General features: G+C 61.7%; 22 protein-coding genes and 1 pseudogene. 7 read left to right on the top strand and 16 right to left on the bottom strand.

Features of this window, described 5'->3' with window-relative positions; all coding sequences use genetic code 11:
* The first annotated feature begins 255 nt into the window (after nucleotides 1–255).
* The gene (locus AB7I51_RS06890) at nucleotides 256–1605 is read left to right on the top strand and encodes a glycosyltransferase family 4 protein (RefSeq protein WP_428403649.1); all 1350 of its coding nucleotides are present in this window, start codon (nucleotides 256–258) and stop codon (nucleotides 1603–1605) included.
* A gap of 80 nt (nucleotides 1606–1685) precedes the next feature.
* Here the strand turns inward: AB7I51_RS06890 and AB7I51_RS06885 are convergent, their stop codons facing one another.
* Complete coding sequence (locus AB7I51_RS06885; protein WP_428403648.1) at nucleotides 1686–2717, bottom strand: glycosyltransferase family 2 protein; 1032 nt, start codon at nucleotides 2715–2717, stop codon at nucleotides 1686–1688.
* 291 nt (nucleotides 2718–3008) lie between these two features.
* On the opposite strand from AB7I51_RS06885, the gene AB7I51_RS06880 reads away from it, so the two are divergent.
* A complete protein-coding gene (locus tag AB7I51_RS06880; protein WP_428403647.1) occupies nucleotides 3009–3176 on the top strand; it encodes a hypothetical protein in 168 nt (55 codons plus the stop codon).
* Between the two features lie 4 nt (nucleotides 3177–3180).
* Here the strand turns inward: AB7I51_RS06880 and AB7I51_RS06875 are convergent, their stop codons facing one another.
* Complete coding sequence (locus AB7I51_RS06875; RefSeq protein WP_428403646.1) at nucleotides 3181–3663, bottom strand: DUF2165 family protein; 483 nt, start codon at nucleotides 3661–3663, stop codon at nucleotides 3181–3183.
* 99 nt (nucleotides 3664–3762) lie between these two features.
* On the opposite strand from AB7I51_RS06875, the gene AB7I51_RS06870 reads away from it, so the two are divergent.
* Nucleotides 3763–4467 (top strand): glutathione binding-like protein, encoded by a 705-nt coding sequence (locus tag AB7I51_RS06870; protein ID WP_428403645.1) that lies wholly within the window; start codon nucleotides 3763–3765, stop codon nucleotides 4465–4467.
* A gap of 49 nt (nucleotides 4468–4516) precedes the next feature.
* Here the strand turns inward: AB7I51_RS06870 and AB7I51_RS06865 are convergent, their stop codons facing one another.
* Complete coding sequence (locus AB7I51_RS06865) at nucleotides 4517–5233, bottom strand: superoxide dismutase (RefSeq protein WP_428403644.1); 717 nt, start codon at nucleotides 5231–5233, stop codon at nucleotides 4517–4519.
* A 56-nt stretch (nucleotides 5234–5289) separates the two neighbouring features.
* Nucleotides 5290–5583 carry a peptide-binding protein gene (locus AB7I51_RS06860; protein ID WP_428403643.1) on the bottom strand — a complete coding sequence of 98 codons (294 nt, stop codon included), beginning with the start codon at nucleotides 5581–5583 and terminating at the stop codon, nucleotides 5290–5292.
* Between the two features lie 81 nt (nucleotides 5584–5664).
* Between AB7I51_RS06860 and AB7I51_RS06855 the strand changes: the two genes are divergently transcribed.
* Entirely contained in the window at nucleotides 5665–6309 is a 645-nt protein-coding gene (locus AB7I51_RS06855) for a M15 family metallopeptidase (RefSeq protein WP_428403642.1), read from the top strand.
* 34 nt (nucleotides 6310–6343) lie between these two features.
* A complete protein-coding gene (recG, locus tag AB7I51_RS06850) occupies nucleotides 6344–8446 on the top strand; it encodes an ATP-dependent DNA helicase RecG (RefSeq protein WP_428403641.1) in 2103 nt (700 codons plus the stop codon).
* Nucleotides 8447–8712: 266 nt separating this feature from the next.
* Here the strand turns inward: recG and AB7I51_RS06845 are convergent, their stop codons facing one another.
* The 8 genes from AB7I51_RS06845 to coaD form a co-directional block, all read right to left on the bottom strand.
* Nucleotides 8713–9909, bottom strand: coding sequence for a DNA methyltransferase (locus AB7I51_RS06845; protein ID WP_428403640.1), 1197 nt, complete (start codon nucleotides 9907–9909; stop codon nucleotides 8713–8715).
* Between the two features lie 3 nt (nucleotides 9910–9912).
* Nucleotides 9913–10197 carry a HigA family addiction module antitoxin gene (locus tag AB7I51_RS06840; protein ID WP_428403639.1) on the bottom strand — a complete coding sequence of 95 codons (285 nt, stop codon included), beginning with the start codon at nucleotides 10195–10197 and terminating at the stop codon, nucleotides 9913–9915.
* A 297-nt stretch (nucleotides 10198–10494) separates the two neighbouring features.
* Complete coding sequence (tgt, locus tag AB7I51_RS06835; protein ID WP_428403638.1) at nucleotides 10495–11619, bottom strand: tRNA guanosine(34) transglycosylase Tgt; 1125 nt, start codon at nucleotides 11617–11619, stop codon at nucleotides 10495–10497.
* 169 nt (nucleotides 11620–11788) lie between these two features.
* Nucleotides 11789–12121, bottom strand: coding sequence for a hypothetical protein (locus AB7I51_RS06830; protein ID WP_428403637.1), 333 nt, complete (start codon nucleotides 12119–12121; stop codon nucleotides 11789–11791).
* Complete coding sequence (gene queA, locus AB7I51_RS06825) at nucleotides 12118–13179, bottom strand: tRNA preQ1(34) S-adenosylmethionine ribosyltransferase-isomerase QueA (RefSeq protein WP_428403636.1); 1062 nt, start codon at nucleotides 13177–13179, stop codon at nucleotides 12118–12120. The genes AB7I51_RS06830 and queA overlap by 4 nt, the downstream gene beginning before the upstream one ends.
* Before the next feature lie 65 nt (nucleotides 13180–13244).
* Entirely contained in the window at nucleotides 13245–13700 is a 456-nt protein-coding gene (locus AB7I51_RS06820; RefSeq protein WP_428403635.1) for a peptidylprolyl isomerase, read from the bottom strand.
* A 41-nt stretch (nucleotides 13701–13741) separates the two neighbouring features.
* A complete protein-coding gene (locus AB7I51_RS06815; RefSeq protein WP_428403634.1) occupies nucleotides 13742–14293 on the bottom strand; it encodes a peptidylprolyl isomerase in 552 nt (183 codons plus the stop codon).
* Between the two features lie 9 nt (nucleotides 14294–14302).
* Entirely contained in the window at nucleotides 14303–14827 is a 525-nt protein-coding gene (gene coaD / locus AB7I51_RS06810; RefSeq protein WP_428403633.1) for a pantetheine-phosphate adenylyltransferase, read from the bottom strand.
* A gap of 298 nt (nucleotides 14828–15125) precedes the next feature.
* Here coaD and AB7I51_RS06805 point away from each other — a divergent pair.
* Nucleotides 15126–15398 (top strand): annotated as a pseudogene (locus AB7I51_RS06805) (LysM peptidoglycan-binding domain-containing protein); the annotation flags it as partial.
* 59 nt (nucleotides 15399–15457) lie between these two features.
* On the opposite strand, the gene AB7I51_RS06800 reads toward AB7I51_RS06805, so the two are convergent.
* Nucleotides 15458–16051, bottom strand: coding sequence for a glutathione S-transferase (locus AB7I51_RS06800; protein ID WP_428403632.1), 594 nt, complete (start codon nucleotides 16049–16051; stop codon nucleotides 15458–15460).
* Between the two features lie 101 nt (nucleotides 16052–16152).
* Between AB7I51_RS06800 and AB7I51_RS06795 the strand changes: the two genes are divergently transcribed.
* Nucleotides 16153–16488: a hypothetical protein gene (locus tag AB7I51_RS06795; protein ID WP_428403631.1), complete on the top strand. Its 336-nt coding sequence runs from the start codon at nucleotides 16153–16155 to the stop codon at nucleotides 16486–16488.
* A gap of 77 nt (nucleotides 16489–16565) precedes the next feature.
* Here AB7I51_RS06795 and AB7I51_RS06790 read toward each other — a convergent pair whose 3' ends face one another.
* Genes AB7I51_RS06790 through AB7I51_RS06780 form a run of 3 tightly spaced genes read right to left on the bottom strand, consistent with a single transcriptional unit; the run spans nucleotide 16566 to nucleotide 18650 of the window.
* Complete coding sequence (locus tag AB7I51_RS06790) at nucleotides 16566–17411, bottom strand: 23S rRNA (adenine(2030)-N(6))-methyltransferase RlmJ (RefSeq protein WP_428403630.1); 846 nt, start codon at nucleotides 17409–17411, stop codon at nucleotides 16566–16568.
* Between the two features lie 12 nt (nucleotides 17412–17423).
* Nucleotides 17424–18140, bottom strand: a complete 717-nt coding sequence (locus AB7I51_RS06785) for a ribonuclease T2 family protein (protein ID WP_428403629.1) — start codon at nucleotides 18138–18140, stop codon at nucleotides 17424–17426.
* Nucleotides 18141–18167: 27 nt separating this feature from the next.
* The gene (locus AB7I51_RS06780; RefSeq protein ID WP_428403628.1) at nucleotides 18168–18650 is read right to left on the bottom strand and encodes a hypothetical protein; all 483 of its coding nucleotides are present in this window, start codon (nucleotides 18648–18650) and stop codon (nucleotides 18168–18170) included.
* Nucleotides 18651–18685 lie beyond the last annotated feature (35 nt).

The following is an 18685-nucleotide window of genomic DNA, read 5'->3' as shown; positions in this document are numbered from 1 at the left end:
TGGCGGGCGTGGCTGTGAGGTCGAAGCGGAACGGGTTGGTGTCAGCAACCGAATCCTACGCCGTTTCAGCCACCTATGCTATGCTCGCCAGCCTTCGAACGGCGCCGTCACGAATAAGATGGGCTAATAGGAGATATTCGACGCCTGCGACGGCGTTGACGCGGGGCATTCCGCCTTCGACGCACAAGGCGCTAAACCGGGCTAAATGCGCTTCTCCCAAATGGGGCGATCCATTCGGAACCATGGAGCATGGTGGTGGACAGGAATAATGCGGTTGAGCGTTATTTTTTGGAGAAATTATATCGGGAGCTTTTTTTTCAGCAGGAACCGCAAAAACAAAGCGTAGAAGACTTCATTCGGACGAGGTCGGTCGAGTTTTCCTGGACAATCTCGAGACTTCTGGGTGGTTTGGGCTTCCTGCCTGACGACCGATGGCGATCCGAACGACGGTTACAACAGCTTCTCGCAGAACGCCCCTCGCTCGCCCCATCCAATCAAAGCGCGCCCCAAAATCCCAGAATATTGATCGACGTCACATCGACTCATTTTTCGGGCAAGAAAACTGGGATCCAGCGAGTCGTCAAGGAAGTGGCTTTTGCCGCCGCAGAAATGGGTCTGGCGCTTCCTGTGTTCGAGCACCACGGCAGTTTCTATCCCTATTTCAATAATGCGACCGCTTCAAAGACGATTGAACTCGGGCCGGGAGACGTCTTCCTGATGATCGACGCGCCAGGGGGAATGTTGACGACCTATTCGGCGATCATTGACGAAGTCCGAAAACGGAATGGCAAGACCGTCGTTTGCGTCTATGACCTCTTGCCGAAAATCATACCTTGGGCGTTCAGCCCCCTTCAACGAGCGCATTATGATGACTGGCTCGCCACCATCGTTAGCCATTGCGATGCGGCGGTTTGCATATCGGAAAATGTCGCAAATGAGCTGAGCGCTTACTTGGCCGGCTTGCCGGAACCTAATCGCATGCCTATCGGCTGGTTCCGTCTCGGCGGCGATATTCCATGCGACCTCACACAATCCGTTTCAGACGAGGCGACCTCGATCACGCAGGTCGATTCTCCATTCCTCTTAAGCGTCGGCACCTTGGAGCCGCGCAAATGCTATGATGTCGCGCTCGACGCGATGGAAGAACTATGGAATTCCGGAATTGAAGCTCGCTATGTCATAGTCGGACGCTACGGATGGGTGAGCAAGGCGTTACAGAGCAGGGTTCTTGAACATGAACAATATGGGAAACGTCTTCATTGGCTGCAAAACGCAAACGACGCTGACTTGAATTGTCTGTACCAGAACGCGCGCGCGCTTGTCTTTCCATCGCTTGCTGAGGGGTTTGGTTTACCCATTATGGAGGCGGCAAACCATGGCCTGCCCGTCATTGCGTCCGACATTCCGATTTTTCGCGAATTGGCAGGTGAGCACATAAGCTATTTCAAGAAATTGGACAGTTCCGCCCTCGCCGCGCAATTGCGGAAAGCCTTGTCCACGCCAAAGCAGGCTCCACGGATCGAGGTTTCGACCTGGAAGCAGTCAACGCGAACACTGTTGGATATGATACGAAGCCAGTCCTATCAGTTGAGGGACAGGCGATAGCGACGCCTCGCCGCGCTCGCTCTGAACCCGTGGAGGTTGGCGTTCTTGCGGTCTAGCGTAAACGGGCGGCAGCCACAGATTCAGTTCCTCGAACGCGCCTTCAACCTCAGCTCATGGTAAGCGCAGAGTTCGGGATTGCGCTGTCTGAACCGCGTCGCCGACATCGTCGCATAGGCGAGTTTCGCGCGCATGTTGGCGAAAGAGAAATCGCAATAGGCTTTGTTCATCAGGCCATCCATCAGCGTGCGGTTTTCGCCAGCCGGATTGATTAGGCACATGAATTTGCCGAGCTGCATGGCCGTCGGATGGCACTCATGACGGATCACGCGACGTACATGGAACGCTTCGGCGCTCCCGTGACCAAAAAAGTGATCAGCGATTTTATGGTATCCGTCGATGGTGATGCGATAGCGATCGACCATGCCGCCGCCGCCAAAGGAGTCATTGTCAGGGCGGCGGTCCAACAACGCGCCAGAGAGACATTTGACGCTCAGGCCGCTGCGCATCAATGCGAACAGGCGCGCCACATGCGCCCAGCAACTGCCGACGAATACTTCGTTGAGCGGCACGCGATTCCATGTCGAGCGCTTGACGATGATTCCGCCAAGGAAGCTGAAGAACGCTTCGGTGTTGACCGCTTTGCTGAAATAGTCGCGGCGACTGCGGCGATCTGAAAGTTCAAAGACGGCGCCGTCCTCGCACGCCACGGTCGGGTATTCGGTCGACTGGTCGAGGTAAACGTAATACTCCGTGTGCTTACACAAATAGAGATCCTGGCCGCTTTGAATCTCGCTCAATACGCGGAGAACCGCGCCCGGCAGCATGATGTCGTCGCCGCTGAACAGCCAGCAATAGTCGCCGGACGCGAGCTCCACTGACTTCGCCATATCGACATCGATGCCACCCTTCTGAGGCTGCCGCACAAATTTGATGTTGGGATGTTTGCGCTGGTAGTCAGCGACAATTTCAGCAGTGTCATCGGTGGAGGCTCCATCGAGAATGACGATTTCAACCTCTTCGCCGCCGTCCTGACCAAGGATTGAATCAAGTGTTTCCGAAATGAATTTTCCGAAATTGTAGATAGGAATACAAATCGAGAGACTGGCTGACACTGATGCGTTAATCCTTCGACAGAGCATAGGCTCCGCCCTCGCCGAGTTAAATCGCGGGGAAAATAGGCGGAAGCCAAGGTCAAAGCAAACGAGGGTTTAATTGGCGTTAAGCGATTGGAATGGCGCCGGCGCGAAAACAAACAGCGCGTCCGATTTATAGGCAGCCATGCGACGGCGGCGCTTGCGTTCCGCGGAGCTCTCTAACCTGGCTGCGACGCGCCGCCGCCCTTGATTTTAGCGCCGCTCTCCATAACTCGCCCTTGCGGACGCTTCCTTCATGAGGACCTTCCAATGGCTGACGAAGAAAACCCTACGGTGCAAAAGAACAAATATCTCTTCGCCGGGGTCGGCGCCGTTCTAGGCGGCCTGACGGGCGTCGCGATCGGCGGTCCGCTCATTGCAGTGGTCGGCGCCGGACTCGGCGGCCTCCTCGGCTACAATATGCTGAAACGGCTGTGACGAGTCAGGCGTCGGGCTGACCAAGGAATAGCATGACCAGCGCCGCGCAGCCGATAAAGCGGAACGCGGCCTGCTGCAGGTCGGCTCCGGCGCGCCACATCTGGAACCACTCGCCGCCCACCGCCATAAAGCCAAAGAGATAAAGCCCGACGGCGAGCGCAAGCCCGGCGATCGCGACATCCTTAGCGGCGTTGAAAAGCGCCGCTTCCGCATGACGAACGAACAATAGCCGCCACACGCCAGCGACGATTAACGCGCCGGCGGCGAATTCGACTGCGATAATGAAGCCGTAAAGCAATCGATGAAGCGTCGGGTTAGCGATGGCGCGCCACTCCAGCGGGCTGCCGGCCGGCACTTGGTCCATCGACATCACATGGCTGACGACCTGATAATTGGTGTCATAATCCGTCACATTATTGATCGCGACGAGCAAAATCAGGATGCCGAGCGCCGCGGTCAGCAGGATTTTCGAGAATCTGATCAACATGTCGAGCCGCTCCCCAGCGTAGCCTAGCACGCCCTTGGCGATTGATCTTGGAGCGCGAGGGCTTACAACACGCTTTGGTCTCCCTTCGGACGCTGGTCCATGATCGATCTTCACTATTGGCCTACGCCCAACGGCCACAAGATTGCGATTTTTCTAGAAGAAACCGGGCTCGCCTACCGGATCATGCCGGTCGACATCGGCAAGGGAGATCAGTTCAAACCGGAATTTCTGACGATTTCCCCCAATAACCGCATGCCGGCGATCGTCGACCGCGCGCCGGCGGATGGCGGGGCGCCGGTCGCGCTCTTCGAATCCGGCGCGATACTAGTCTATCTCGCTGAGAAGACCGGGCGGCTCCTGCCCGCCGACGTTCACGGTCGCGCGCGAACGCTGCAGTGGCTGTTCTGGCAAGTGGGCGGGCTTGGCCCGATGGCTGGTCAGAACCACCACTTCGCCAAATATGCGCCGGCGAAAATTCCCTATGCGATCGAGCGCTACCGCAACGAGACCGCGCGGCTCTATGGGGTGATGGACCGCCAGCTCGCCAAGACGCCCTATCTTGCCGGCGAATATTCGATCGCCGACATCGCCAGCTATCCTTGGGTTGTCCCGCACGAGGATCAGGGCCAAGACCTCGACGACTTCCCGCATCTGAAACGCTGGTTCGAGGCGATCCGGTCGCGGCCGGCGGTGATCCGCGCCTATGCGGCCGGCGCGCCCTATGAGCGCCGGCGTTTGGATTTTACCGCGCTGGAGCGCGAGATACTGTTTGGCGAGACGGCGGCGCCCGATGGGACAAAATAGGCTGTGGCGGCGCGGCGTCGTTCAAACGGTCCGAACTGCATTCCCACGCCTACGCCTTGCTGTATCTGGCGTAGAGTCGATCGGCGTTCGACCAGTCGAGCGCCTCCATGACGATTTTTACGTAATCGGCGGCTTTTGCCCCGAAATCCATCTGATAGGCGTGCTCGAACATGTCGAGGACGAGCAGCGGTTCGCCGCCAGCGATATTTTGGGTGTGGTCGCTGGCCCATGAATTAACAAGCCTCTTGCCGCGCTTGTCATAGGCGAGGATTACCCAGCCGGAACCGCCCCCGAGCGCCTTGCCCATGCTGACGAATTCGGCGCGCCAACGCTCGAAGCCGCCGAAATCGCGATCGATCGCCTGGACGAGTTCGGCTCCCGGCCCGGCGCCGCCGCCGCCGAGTCCAGCAAAATAGATTTCATGCAGGATCATCGAATTTGTCGCGATCAATTCCTCGCGCTTCAGTCCGTTGATCTGAAATCCCGGCGCCTTGTCGAAATCGAGAGTCGCGAGTTCTTTGGCGATCGCATTGAGGCGTTTGACCGCCCCGACATAGTTATTTTCATAATGCGAAACGAGGAGCTTCTCCGACAGCCCTTTGATCTTGGCGGAATCGAACGGCAAAGGCTGTGGCGCATTGAGCGCGGCCCCGCGCGAGAAGGACGTGGCTCCCTCGGCTCTCGCCGCGTCGGCGCCCATGTCAAGCGCAGCGCCTGCGGCGGCGGAGGCGGCGAGAAATCGGCGTCGGTTGAAACGGTTCGTCATACGCGTCCTCCGGACTGCACGCCCGGAATTTATCATCGGCAAATCGACCCCGGCACTCAAGAGCAGCTGATGAATTCGCGATAGAGCCAGCCCAGCCGCTTGCCGCCGGGGCTCGCCACATAGGCCCAGGGCTTGCCGTTATCATCCTCGCCGTAGCGCTGCACGACGATCGCCTTGCCATCCTCAATCACGTCGATGACGGTTTTGTGCTGGTCGCGGATGGCGATCGAAGCGCCTAGAGCATCCGTCGCCACGCAGCGGTCGCCGGCGAGCGCCGTTGCTCCCCAGGCGACCCCAGCGACCAGCGCAGCGACGGTGAGGCCGGTGAAAGGGGCGCGTCTCTCTTGCATCTGAGGGCTCCCGATTGAGTTGGAAAGACCTATAGTCAAGGCTTGGCGACCCTGGTTTGCGCCAGCGCACATGGAGCCGGCATGCGCAGATTGACATTTTCACTCATCGCCGCGCTTTCCGCGTCCCTTGCACGCGCCGACAGCCCGCCGCCAGGCTTCGCGCGCCTCTCCGACGTCGCGCCAGACATCGTTCAGGACATGCGCTACGCCGGCGCCAATAATTTCACCGACGCGCCGGTGCCCGGCTATGGCGCGCCCCAGTGCTGGCTGCGCACCGAAGCCGCCAAGGCGCTGGCCGCTGCGCAGCAGGACGCGCGCGCGCAGGGCGTTTCGCTCGTAGTCTATGACTGCTATCGACCGCAGCGCGCGGTTTCGGCCTTCGTTGACTGGTCGCGCAATCCCGACCAGCGGACGAAGGCGGCGCATTATCCGCATCTCAACAAAAGCGCGCTCTTTCCTGAGGGCTATATCGCCGAACATTCCACCCATTCGACCGGACTCGCCGTCGACATCGGCGTCAAGGGCTGGGACTTCGGCACGCCTTTCGATTTTTTCGACCCTAGCTCGTGGACGAAGGCCAAGACCTCGAAAACCGCGCGCGCCCATCGCGACGCGCTTGTCGCGTTGATGCGCCGCCACGGCTTTGAAAATTATCCGCGCGAATGGTGGCATTTCACCTACAAGGGCGCTGACGGCGCGCCGAGTTATGATGTCGAGATCAAGTGAGTCGGCGCGGGCCGCTCGATTGAACTGAACCCTCATGCGTCCGTCATTGCTCGATCCCCTCTTCGGTCGTGTCGCCGCGCTCCCCGGCGTCGGGCCGAAGACCGCTAAACTTTTCGACCGGCTGCTCGCCAGACCCGGCGCCGAGGCGCGCCTCGTCGACCTGCTGTTCCATCTTCCGTCGAACGTCATCGACCGCAGCGCACGGCCAACGATCGCCGCCGCGCCGCTCGATACGATGGTCGTGCTGAAGGCTCGCGTCACCGAACATCGCCGGCCTCAAGGCCGCTATTCGAAATCTCCCTATCGCGTGCTTGTCGAGGACAACACCGGCGATGTCGAACTCGTGTTCTTTCTCGCCAATCCCGACTGGATCGAGCGCAGCCTGCCGCTCGGCGCGACGCGCTGGATTTCGGGGCGCATCGAGCTTTACGACGGACGCCGCCAAATCGTGCATCCAGACCGCGTTCTTGACGAGGCGGGATTCGCCAAGCTCCCCGCCTTTGAGGCCGTCTACGGACTCACCGAAGGGTTGCAGGCGCGCTATGTCCTGCGTGCGAGCGAAGAGGCGCTGGCGCGCCTGCCGAGTCTTCCCGAATGGCAGGACGCAAGCGTTCTTTCCGCCAACAAGCTTCCAGGCTTCGCCGAGGCGCTGCGCGCCGCGCATCGGCCCGCGGGCGCCGATGCGCTCTCGCCGCAGCACCCCGCCCGTCAGCGCCTTGCGCTCGATGAATTGCTCGCGAGCCAGCTCGCGCTGCGGCTCATTCGCGCCAAGATGCGGCGACCCTCAGGTCGCGCGCATAAGGGCGACGGCCGCTTCGCCGGCGCGATCGAGTCGGCCCTGCCCTTTCGCCTGACGCAGGCGCAGCAGCGCACACTCGAAGAGATTCGCGCCGACCTTGCGTCGGACAAGCGCATGCTGCGGCTTGTGCAGGGCGATGTCGGCTCCGGCAAGACGATCGTCGCGGCGCTGGCAATGGCGAGCGTCGCCGAAACCGGCCGCCAATGCGCTCTGATGGCGCCGACCGAAATACTTGCGCGCCAACATTATGAGCGGCTAGCGCCGCTGCTCGAGCCAGCGGGATTGCGCGTTGCGCTGCTGACTGGCCGGGCCAAAGCAAGCGAGCGAGCGGCGCTCCATGCGGCGATCGGAGCCGGCGAAGTCGACATCGTCATCGGCACGCATGCGCTCGTGCAAAGCGATCTCGCCTTTCGCGACCTCGGCCTCGCCGTCGTCGACGAGCAGCATCGCTTCGGCGTCGAGCAGCGGCTGGCGCTGGGCGCCAAGGGCGACGCGGTCGACGTTCTGGTGATGACCGCGACGCCGATTCCACGCACGCTGGCGCTAACCGCCTTCGGCGACATGGACTGTTCCGCGCTCGACGAAAAGCCGCCCGGCCGCACACCCGTTTCGACGCGCGCGCTACCGGCCGAAAGGATCGACGAGGTGGTCGCAGGGCTGCGGCGCGCCTTGACGCAGGAGGCGCGCGCCTATTGGGTCTGCCCGCTCGTCGAAGAGAATGAGGAGCTCGACCTCGCCGCGGCGCAGGAACGCCGCGCCGATCTTGCAAAGCTCTTTGGACCGGCGGTCGGCCTCGTTCACGGGCGCATGAAATCCGCCGAGAAGGACGCCGTCATGGAAGGCTTTCAGCGCGGCGACATCAAAATTCTGGTCGCGACCACGGTGATCGAAGTCGGCGTCGACGTTGCGGAAGCGACCATCATGGTCATCGAACACGCCGAGCGCTTCGGCCTTGCGCAACTCCACCAACTGCGGGGACGCGTAGGGCGCGGCGCGGCGGAATCTTCCTGCCTGCTGCTTTACAAGGGTCCATTAAGCGAAGCCGCCAAGGCGCGCCTGATGATCATACGGCAGACCGAAGACGGATTCCGCATCGCTGAGGAAGATCTGAGGCTGCGCGGCGAAGGGGAAATTCTCGGCGTTCGGCAGGCCGGTTTGCCGAGCTTTCGTCTCGCCGATCTTACCGCTCATGCGCGGCTTCTCGCGATCGCGCGCGACGACGCGGAATTGATCCTGCGCCGCGATCCCGAGCTTTCGAGCGAGAGAGGACACGCCTTGCGCGCCCTGCTCTATCTGTTCGAACGCGACGAAGCCGTCCGCCTGCTGCGCGCCGGCTGACGCTGCGTCGTCATCACGAGCGAAGCGAAGCAATCCTGAATCGCGCGGCGATTGCTGGATCGCTACGTTGTCTGGCTAAGCAACAATAGGAAATCCGTTTCAACCGGTCGAGTGTCATTCCCGACGCGCGCAACGCGCGCGATCGGGAATCCAGCGCGACATCCGCTATCCTGGTTGTGACTCTGGATTGCCGGTCAGGCCTTCGGCCTGCCGGGAATGACACTCTCCGAGCGAACCGATCAGCCGAAAACCCTATGGCGCGAACGTCAGATCCGTCGCGCGACGACCACGCGATTACTGTTGACGCCTTTCACATTATTGGCGACGCCCCAGCAATTGCTCGTCTTGGTAAAGCTTTGCGCATTGACCAGCACGCCGAGCCTTTCGAACGGAAGATCGTCAAGCGCGCGCCAGACCAGTTGCTCCAAAGGAAGCGCGCCGCCTCTCACTTCGCCGACCTCATAAGCGACGTGACCGCCGGGCTTCACGACTCGGGCCAACTCCTCAAAAACCGCCCGCGTCATCAGGCTCCAGTCCTGCGGCGAACGAAGCTGCGAAAGGGCGATATGCTCGGCCCCAATTCCCGAAAACCAGTTGCGCAGCCAATTGTCGGCCCGATAGTCGACGACATCGAGAAAGGGCGGCGAGGTGACGACGAGATCGATTGTGGCGTCGGCAATGTGCGTCAAGCGCGCCGCGTCGGCCACGGCCAGCGGCGAATCGCAGGCGAGAGGGGCGCCTTGCGCCAGCAGCGCGCGCGATTTTTTTAATATCAGCTCGGCGATGTCGCGCGGCGGCGGCGTTTGCGCGCGGCGCGCGTTGATCCTCAGCTGCGCTTTGAGGGAAACCGCCTGGTTCGGCGGCATCGTATAGACTGAAAAGAATCCGGGCGAGTGGCCGGTCAATCGATTGAGCGCCACCATGCGAATCCAATCATCGACGGCGTCGAGCCCGCCATGTTTTTCGCGGCCGAGCAAATAGCGGCGCAACGCGCAAATCTGCCGCAACGTCTCAAAATGATAGAAGGCGAGAAGATCGTCGCGTTCGATCTCGCCGCGCCCCCAGGGCGCGACCGCAAGCCGCGCTTCGATCTCGCAAAGCGCGGGCGGACGCAGCCGCGGTCGCGTCAGCAACAGCGATAGCGGATTGGCGTCGGAGCCAATCGGCTTTCGTCCCATCAGCGCCGCTTGCAGCACCGTGGTTCCACGGCCCATGAACGGATCGCAGACCACTTCTCCCGCCTGCGTCAGCCGATCGATGAAGAAGGCCGGCAATTGCGGCTTGAAACAGGCGCGATAGCTGATCTCATGCAGCGGATGCGCGCGCCTTTGCGCCGCGGTCCAAAAGGCGTTGATGTAATAGGGAATGGCTTCGTCAATGACGACGCTTGTCGGCGCGCCGAAATCCGCCCGCCGCAGCTCCTGAAAAAATCCCGAATCCGTGAACTCTGGAGCAGCGCTCATGCCTCAGTTGCGCCGACGATCGGCGAGGCTCGGCAATGATTTTATCCTTGCTCCCGCGGTTCGGCGCGCGAGCGAAAGTTCATATTGAGTTTGCAACTCAAGCCAATCTTCAGGATCGACGCCGAACCAGTGCCCGAGCCGCAACGCCGTATCGGCAGTGACGCCGCGCTGCCCGTTGATGATGGCGGTGACCCGATTGACCGGCACGTCAATATCGCGCGCCAGGTCCGACGCCGTCAGTCCAAGTTCCTGTAAATGACGGGCAAGAATTTCGCCGGGGTGCGACATTCCATTCTCCATCGACGCCAGTTTGGGATTTATTGGACGCGCGCGAACGCTCTGGCGTCGCAGTCGAGCCGGACGGCGCGCATTCGCGGACGTTTCCTCCCGAACGCCGCTCAAAAACCTCCTGGTGAGCTCTTCATGATAATGGCCCATGCTCCGCCCCCGCCGAATATAGTTTTCGTAAACCATATTATCCGGCCCGTAAATCGGCGCCACGGCTGAGCGCGGGGCTGTCGGACGAAGGATTTCCTCCTCAGGATGAGGGTGAGGAAAACAATTCTTCACCCGATCCGCCAGTAGCTAAGCGCTCTCGCCTTCGATCCATCCGGCCCGTGTCTCGGCGATGAAGTCGGTAAGACATCCCGCGGCGATCGCCGCCCGCAGGCCCGCCATTAATTCCTGATAATAGGCGACATTCGCCTGAGTCAGCAGCATCATCGCGAGGATTTCCCCGGCTTTCACCAGATGATGCAGATAGGCGCGCGAATAGTCGCGCGCGGCGGGACAGGTCGACGTCTCATCCAGCGGCCGAGGATCGTCGGCATGGCGCGCGTTGCGCAGCGTCACTCTTCCGTGGCTTGTATAGGCAAGGCCGTGCCTGCCGGCGCGAGTCGGCATCACACAGTCAAACATGTCGATTCCTCGCACGACGGCTTCGACGATATCATCCGGCGCACCCACGCCCATAAGATAACGAGGCTTTGATTCGGGCAAATGCGGGGCGGTCGTCTCGAGCATATCGAGCATGACCTGCTGAGGTTCGCCGACGGCGAGGCCCCCCACGGCGATTCCGTGAAAATCCATGCCGGCGAGCGCCTTGGCGCTTTCGATTCGAAGCCGCTTCGACTCGCCGCCCTGCACGATGCCGAAAACCGCCCGGCCCGGCCGCTCACGAAAAGATTTGCGCGAACGCTCGGCCCAGCGCAGCGAGAGGCGCATGGCGCGCTCCGCCTCGCTTTCGGAACAGGGCAGACGCACGCATTCGTCGAGCTGCATCTGGATGTCCGAACCGAGGAGATCCTGAATCTCCATCGAGCGTTCGGGCGAAAGATGGTGTCGCGATCCGTCGATATGCGACTGGAAGGTGACGCCGCTTTCGTCGAGCTTGCGCAACTTCGCCAGCGACATCACCTGAAAGCCGCCGGAGTCGGTCAATATCGGATACGGCCAGCGCATGAATTCATGCAGGCCGCCAAGCCGCGCGATGCGCTCAGCGCCGGGCCGCAGCATGAGATGATAGACATTGCCGAGAAGAATATCGGCGCCAGCGGCGCGCACGTCTTCGGCGAACATCGCCTTCACCGTGGCCGCGGTGCCGACCGGCATGAACGCCGGGGTGCGGATCGTTCCGCGCGGGGTCAAAATTTCGCCCTGGCGCGCCAGACCGTCGGTCGCAAGAATGGAGAAAGAAAAATCCTGCGTCATACGACTTCCGTTTGAACGGCTCGGCTGTCATTCCCGACGCGCGCGCATAGCGCGCGATCGGGAATCCAGAGCAAGACCAGCGTTCTTGGATTGGCTCTGGATTCCCGGTCAGGCCTTCGGCCTGCCGGGAATGACAAGGCCTGAGCGAATGTATCAGGCGGAATTCGTATCACTTGTCGTCCTTAGCGCCGAGCGTGGCGATCTTCACGATGCGGTAGAGGCCGCTGTCGCTCTCATTGAACCATATGACGAACTCCGTCCCGACCTTTACCGTCGCTTCGCGCAGATTCGTTCGCCAGCTCTCGCCGCGCCCAAAGTCGATACGCCCGTCACGGCGCAGGACGAACGGGCGCACGCCGTCGCCGTCGAGCGTGAAGGCGCCAAAAAGCTCCCATGTCGAAACGATGCGCATGTCCTCGATCCGCGCGTCGATGGTCATCGGCGCTTCCCTTGGATCGTCGCGCCAGAGCGCCAGAATGCGCCTCTCCCGCGCGTCGCTCATGTGGCGCGGCGCTGCAGGAGACAGGCGTCGCCATAGGAATAGAAGCGATAGCCGCTGGCGATTGCATGCGCGTAGACCGCCTTGATACGCTCGAGACCGGCGAATGCGGCGACCAGCATGAACAGCGTCGAGCGCGGAAGATGGAAATTGGTGAGCAGCATGTCGACCGCGCGAAAACGATATCCTGGCGTGATGAAAATGCCGGTGCGATTGGCATAAGGTAAAATCCGGCCGGCGTCGTCCGCCGCGCTTTCCAGAACGCGCAGCGCCGTCGTGCCGACAGGGATAATCCGGCCGCCTTTCGCGCGCGCGTCGTTGAGCGCCTGAGCCGTCGGCGCGTCGATCCTCGCGAATTCCTCATGCATTTTATGCAAATCCGTGTCTTCAGCCTTCACGGGAAGAAATGTGCCGGCGCCGACATGAAGCGTCACGCGATAAAGGCTGACGCCGCGCGCTTCGATCGCCGCCAGCAGTCGCGGGGTGAAATGCAGGCCGGCGGTAGGCGCGGCGACGGCGCCCGCCTCGCGCGCGAAGATCGTCTGATAGTCAGTTTCGTCCTGCGCGTCAGCCGACCGCTTGCCGGCGATATAGGGCGGCAGCGGCATCACGCCCGCCTGCTCGATCGCCAAGTCGAGCGCCGGTCCACCAAGCTCGAAAGCTAGCGCAATCTCGCCTTCATCGCCCTTTGCTTCGACGCAAGCGTCGAGTTCGCCGCCATCGCCGACAAACCGAATGCGATCGCCAATGCTAAGCTTTTTCGCCGGGCGCATCAGCGCGCGCCAGCGGGAGGCATCGAGTCGTTCGATCAGCGTCGCTTCGACATTGGCGCTCAATTCGCCGCGCAGGCGCCGACCGGAAAGGCGCGCGTGAATGACCCGGGAATCATTGACGACTAGCGCATCCCCCGGCTGCAGATAGTTCGGCAAGTCCAGCACGCGGCGGTCTTCGAATTCGCCTTTCTCCGGCACGACCAGCATGCGCGCGCTGTCGCGCGGGCTCGCCGGCCGCAAGGCGATGCGGTCCGCCGGAAGCTCGAAGTCGAAGAGATCGACGCGCATGGAGGTTCAGATGAAGATGGCCGGGACAAGCCCGGCCATGTCGCGCGTCCGCCAAAGCAAGAACGCTAGCCCAGCGTCGCCTTGACGATCTTGTCGGGATCGCGCACCGGTTCGCCGCGCTTGATCTTGTCGACATTCTCCATGCCGGAGACGACTTCGCCCCAGACCGTATATTTATTGTCGAGGAAACGCGCGTCGTCGAAGCAAATGAAGAATTGCGAATTGGCACTGTCGGGACTTTGCGCGCGCGCCATCGAGCAGGTTCCCCGCACATGCGGCGCGCTGTTGAACTCGGCCTTGAGATCCGGATATTTCGAACCGCCAGTGCCGGTGCCGTGCGGGCAACCGGTCTGCGCCATGAAGCCGTCGATCACCCGGTGAAAGACGATCCCGTCATAGAATCCTTCCGAGACCAGCTTCTTGATATGCGCGACATGATTGGGCGCGAGGTCGGGACGAAATTTGATGACGACCGGCCCTTTCGTCGTCGCAAGCGTCAGAGTGTCGGCGACTTCGGTCATTAGCGCTTCCTTTGAAAATTGATGCGTGACGGCTCTTGAACTCAGCTCTCGTCGCCGGCGACGCGCATCTTGATGATCTTGTCGGGATTGTCGACCATGCCATTATTCGACTTCGCGCCCTTCTTAATCTTGTCGACGACATCCATGCCGGACACGACTTCGCCAAACACCGTATATTTGCCGTTGAGCTGCGGCGCGTCCGCATAACAGATGAAAAATTGCGAATTGCCGGAATTGACGTCGCCGCCTTCGCGCGCCATGCCAACCGTGCCGCGCTTGAACGGCGTATCGGTAAACTCCGCCTTCAGATCCGTATAGCGCGAACCCTGCATGCCGGTGCCCGTGGGATCGCCGGCCTGCGCCATGAAACCGTCGATGACGCGGTGAAAGACGATCCCGTCGTAGAAGTGCTCCTTGGCGAGCTTCTCGATCCGCTCGACGTGCTTGGGCGCGAGATCAGGGCGCAGCTTGATGGTGATGCGACCGTCCTTGGTGTCGAGGTAAAGGAGGTGATCATCGGCCGCCATAACGGGCGCGGCGCAAAGCGCGGCGGCGGCCGCGGCGGCGAGGATGAGACGGCGAGTGAGTTTCATGAAGCCTCCCTATGTTATTTCGCGCCTTTTGACGGCGCGTTCGAGCGCCGCGACGGAAGCGGCCGGCGCAAAGGCCGACACGTCGCCGCCAAGCGCCGCGATCTGGCGCACAAAGGTTCCGCTGACATGGCGTAGCCCTGGCGAAGCAGGCAGGAAAATCGTGCGAATGTCGGGCGCGAGGGTCCCGTTCATCCCCGCCATCTGCATTTCATAGTCGAAATCGACGCTGTCGCGCAAACCGCGCAAAATGGCGCAGGCGCCATGCTCGCGAGCCGCCTCGACGACGAGACCGTCGAATCCAGCGACCTCGAAGACGCAGGAGGAGCCGATTGCGGCGCAAGCGCTGCGAATGACGTCGACACGCTCCTCGAAGGAAAGCCAGGGCGCCTTGTCATGATGCACGCCGATGGCGACGACGATCCGATCGAAAAGCGCCGCAGCCTGCGCCATCACGTCGAGATGGCCGAAGGTCAGCGGATCGAAAGAGCCGGCGTAGAGCGCGGTCCGAGCGGTCGTGACAGAGGCGGCGGTCATCGCAGCGGTATAGGGGATTTCATTGCGTTTCGCGAGGCGGCGGCGCGCGGGGCGCGATCCGTGGCTTCGCCGTAAACGACCGCGCCGGAACGCATCGCACTGGAACGGCGGGAATTCGGCGCCGCCCGCACTCCCTGGCCGCCAAGCGAGCGCTACAATAATGCGGCGCGTCCAGCGCAGAAGGCGGGACGCCTGTGAAGGAGACTCCAAGATGGGACTTTTGGATTTTCTGTCCGGCAAGGGCAAACAGACGCCGGCTTCGGGCGCGCCCAAACAGTCGGCCGAAGCGACCACTAAGGCCGAAGAGAAGCCTGCGGCCGGCGCCGCGGCTGCGGCCGAGACCTTCTATGTCGTCAAGGAAGGCGACACGCTTTGGAAAATCGCCGAAGCGCATTACGGGGCCGGCAAGGGCGCCAAATATATGGAGATATTTGAGGCCAATCGGCCTCTGCTGAGCGATCCCGACAGGATCCAACCGGGCCAACGGCTGCGCATTCCCAACGCCACGACCGGACCCTTGGCTGCCGGCGAATGGCAGCCTCCAGCCGAAATCGCCGGCAAGCAGAGTTAGCCGGCGGCGGCGCTCGGGAAAGCAAGGTCAGGCCAAGCGGCACGGCGCGAGGCCGAATATCAGACCTTCGTCGCTTCGAAGGTGGAGACCGCGCGCGCAAATTTTTCCAGCCAGGCGACGAGGCGCGGATGTTTCTCCCGCCATGCTCCGGCGAAACGCAAATCCAGATAGCCGAGCGCGCAGGCGACCGCGATATGGCCGATGTCGACCTGGCCGGCCGGGGGAGCCGCCTCGAGCGCGTCGAGCGCGCGGTCGATCTTTCCCTGCTGATGCGCGATTGCTTCATCATAGCGCAAGGCTTCGGGCCGGCTGAAAGTTTCATAGCGGATCAGCAGAGCCGCGTCGTTAACGCCGTCGCCAAGCGCCTGCAGCCGCAATGCGGCAAAGCGGGCCGAAGGATCGACGGGAATAACGCCGGCGCCGGAGAGATGATCGAGATATTCGACGATGACCCGGCTGTCGTAGAGCGTCGAACCATCCTCCAGAATCAAGGTCGGGATTTTGCCAAGAGGATTCTGACGACGCAGACTGTCGGCAGGATCGGCCGCGTCGCCGGCGACGATTTCAATTCTTTCTGAAAGACCAAGCAGATCGGCGGCAATCCGAACTTTTCGGGCGTAGGGCGAGGCGGGAGAATAACGGAGGATGAGCATGGCGGTTCCTATCATTGGCTTATCGAAGCAACAACGGCGTTGAATTCGGTCAATTAACCTTGCAACCGCTGCGGACTTGATTACGGCTCAGGATGAGCCAGGTGTCGAAAGGCCGGGTGCTCGGGGCGGCGTGCGGCGAGAAATACTTGTTGCTGGGAGAGTTTGAAATGGAACGCCGCACCTTCATAGCAGCGCTGATCGCCGGTCTTGGCGCAACTTTTGTCGCCACACAGGCGCAGGCGCTTTCGGGGCTCGCGCCGCTCGCCAAGAATGGAATGACGCCTGAGCGGCCCGAGTTCGGCGTCGCAACGCCGGAAGACATGGAAAAGGCGCAGATCGAAAAAACCTGGTGGCGTCGTTGGGGCTGGCGCCGCTGGGGATGGCGTCGGCCCTATTGGCGCCGTCGCTGGTACTGGCGTCGCCGTTACTGGTACTAAGATAGCTGCAACGGCGCGCGTCTGCGCCTGAATGTCCTTCCGAGTCCGGCGCGTTCGGGCTCGGAAGCTTTGTTGCATCACTCGCCGGCCAGCCACGCCGCCTGAGCGCCGGCGTTTTCTCCCTGCGCCAGCCGCTCGGCGAGAAAGGCAAGGATCGTCTGCGCTTCCCGTTCGAAGACGAAGGGCGGGTTGACGACAACCATGCCGCAACTTCGCAAGCCCTCTTCGCTTCCGCCGACGCTCAGGGAAAGCCGCAAGATGCGCCTGATGCCGCTGCCCGTCAGCCGATCATAGAATTTGCGAACGTCGGACTCGCTTTTCGAGGGATGCCACAACGCGTAAATGCCGAAGCTCCATTTCGCATAGGCTTTCATGAAGGCGTCAAAGTCCGCGTCGAACTCGTCTTCGCGCTCGAAGGGCGGATCGATCAGAACAAGCCCGCGCCGCTCCTTGGGCGGCACATAGGCGCCTAGCCCCATATAGCCGTCGATATGAATCGACCTGATGCGCGCGTCGCGCGCGAATCGGCGACGTAGCGCGGCGAAGGCATCAGGCCTCAATTCGCAGAAAATCGCGCGGTCCTGCGGACGCATCAATTTTTGTATGATCGCCGGCGAACCCGGATAAAGCGCGGGCCTGCCCTCTGGATCGAGTGGTCCGAGACAATCGAGATAAGGCGCGAGCAGCGCGCGAACCTCAGCGCTCGAGTCGGAAAGCGCCGCGAGACGGCCGACGCCGCCGCGCCATTCGCCGGTGCGCTGCGCCTCGTCCGCGGAAAGGTCATAAGCGCCCTCTCCCGCATGGGTGTCGATCACGCGAAAGGGCGTTTCCTTGCGGCTCAAATAGACCAGAAGGCGCACGAGCAGCGCGTGCTTGAAAACGTCGGCGAAATTGCCGGCATGAAACCCATGGCGATAGTTCATAGGCGCATTGCGCTAAAGCGGCGCGGGCGCGCTGATTTCCCGAATGTGGCAGCCGCGCTGCGCGACTTCCGGACAGGCGCGAAATTCGCGCAGGTCCTTGGACAGGCAGATGCGCACGCCGTCCATGATTGTCTTGCGGCACGACACCGCCATCATGCCAGGCCGCAGCCTCGGATTGGCTTCATAAAACGCGCGCTCGACGTCGATCGGCGTAAATCTCTGGTCGCGCGCGGGTTTGACGAAGAGCGGCGGCATCGTCACCAAAGCGTTGGCGCGCGCCACATCCGCGAAATAGTCGCTTGGGCTTTTGCCGGAGCAGGTTCCGTGTTTCCGCCACTCATAGCGCGCCAGCCGTTCGTCGGGAAATAGCCCTGCCGCCTTTTCCAGCGCGACGCGCGACGGCGAGCGCGCGCCTGGACAATCGCTGGGAAAGTCGCCCCGCTCATATTGCGGCCAGAGTCCATGGACCACGAAACCCAGCCCTTTTCCTGGTTCGCATTGGTCGCGCGCGCCCTCGACGCTTTCGCAGAAGCCCGGCGACCAGCTCAGCGCCAAAACATAGAAGTCGTAGTCGCGCGGGGCGGCACCGGCGGCGCGCGACGCGCCGCGATTCCCGCAATCCGCCGCGGCGCAATCGCCCTCCTTTGCGACGGCGCTGACAAGCCCGGCGCACAAAGCCGCCCCGAAGAGAAAGGCCGATGCCGCGCAGCCAATGAAAACTCCTCTCATATCAAACGACTCTGCAATGAGGGACGCCTACGGCCCCGCGGCGCGGCAATGGGGGCTGAAGGCATGATTGGGGTCAAGCCCGACGATACACCATGTGACGCCAGGACCCGCGCCGATAAAGCCCAGTCCTTCGCCAATATTGTAGACGACCTCGCGTCCGACGCCGTCGTTGAACAGCGCGCGTCCGCGACAATAACGACGCGGAATATAGCTCAGCCCGTTGTTGCGCACGCCTGCTTCTGCGACGCCTTCGAAATTCACGATGGCCAGCGGCGAATTCCAATACCAGGCTTCTCTCGCGGCGAAATCGGAGACAATTCGGGCGAGAATGTTCGGATCGGCGCAATAGGGCGTCAGCCCCGAGTAAGGCAAAATTCGGAACTCCGCCGGCGGACTATCTTCAAGCGTGGACTGCGCGGCCGCTGTCGCCGCGCCCAGCGCGAAGCGCGCGAAGAGCGCGCCTGCGGCCGCTCGCGCCCAAGCTTGGCCTACTCCGGGAGTGCCGCGCATCGTTCTTCTCCTCAGTCCCGCCAAATAAATGACGA

The sequence above is a fragment of the Methylocystis sp. genome (assembly GCF_050246715.1).
Taxonomy (GTDB): domain Bacteria; phylum Pseudomonadota; class Alphaproteobacteria; order Rhizobiales; family Beijerinckiaceae; genus Methylocystis.
Note: the sequence above shows the minus strand (reverse complement) of the source record. Positions and strands in the feature narration are given on the sequence as shown.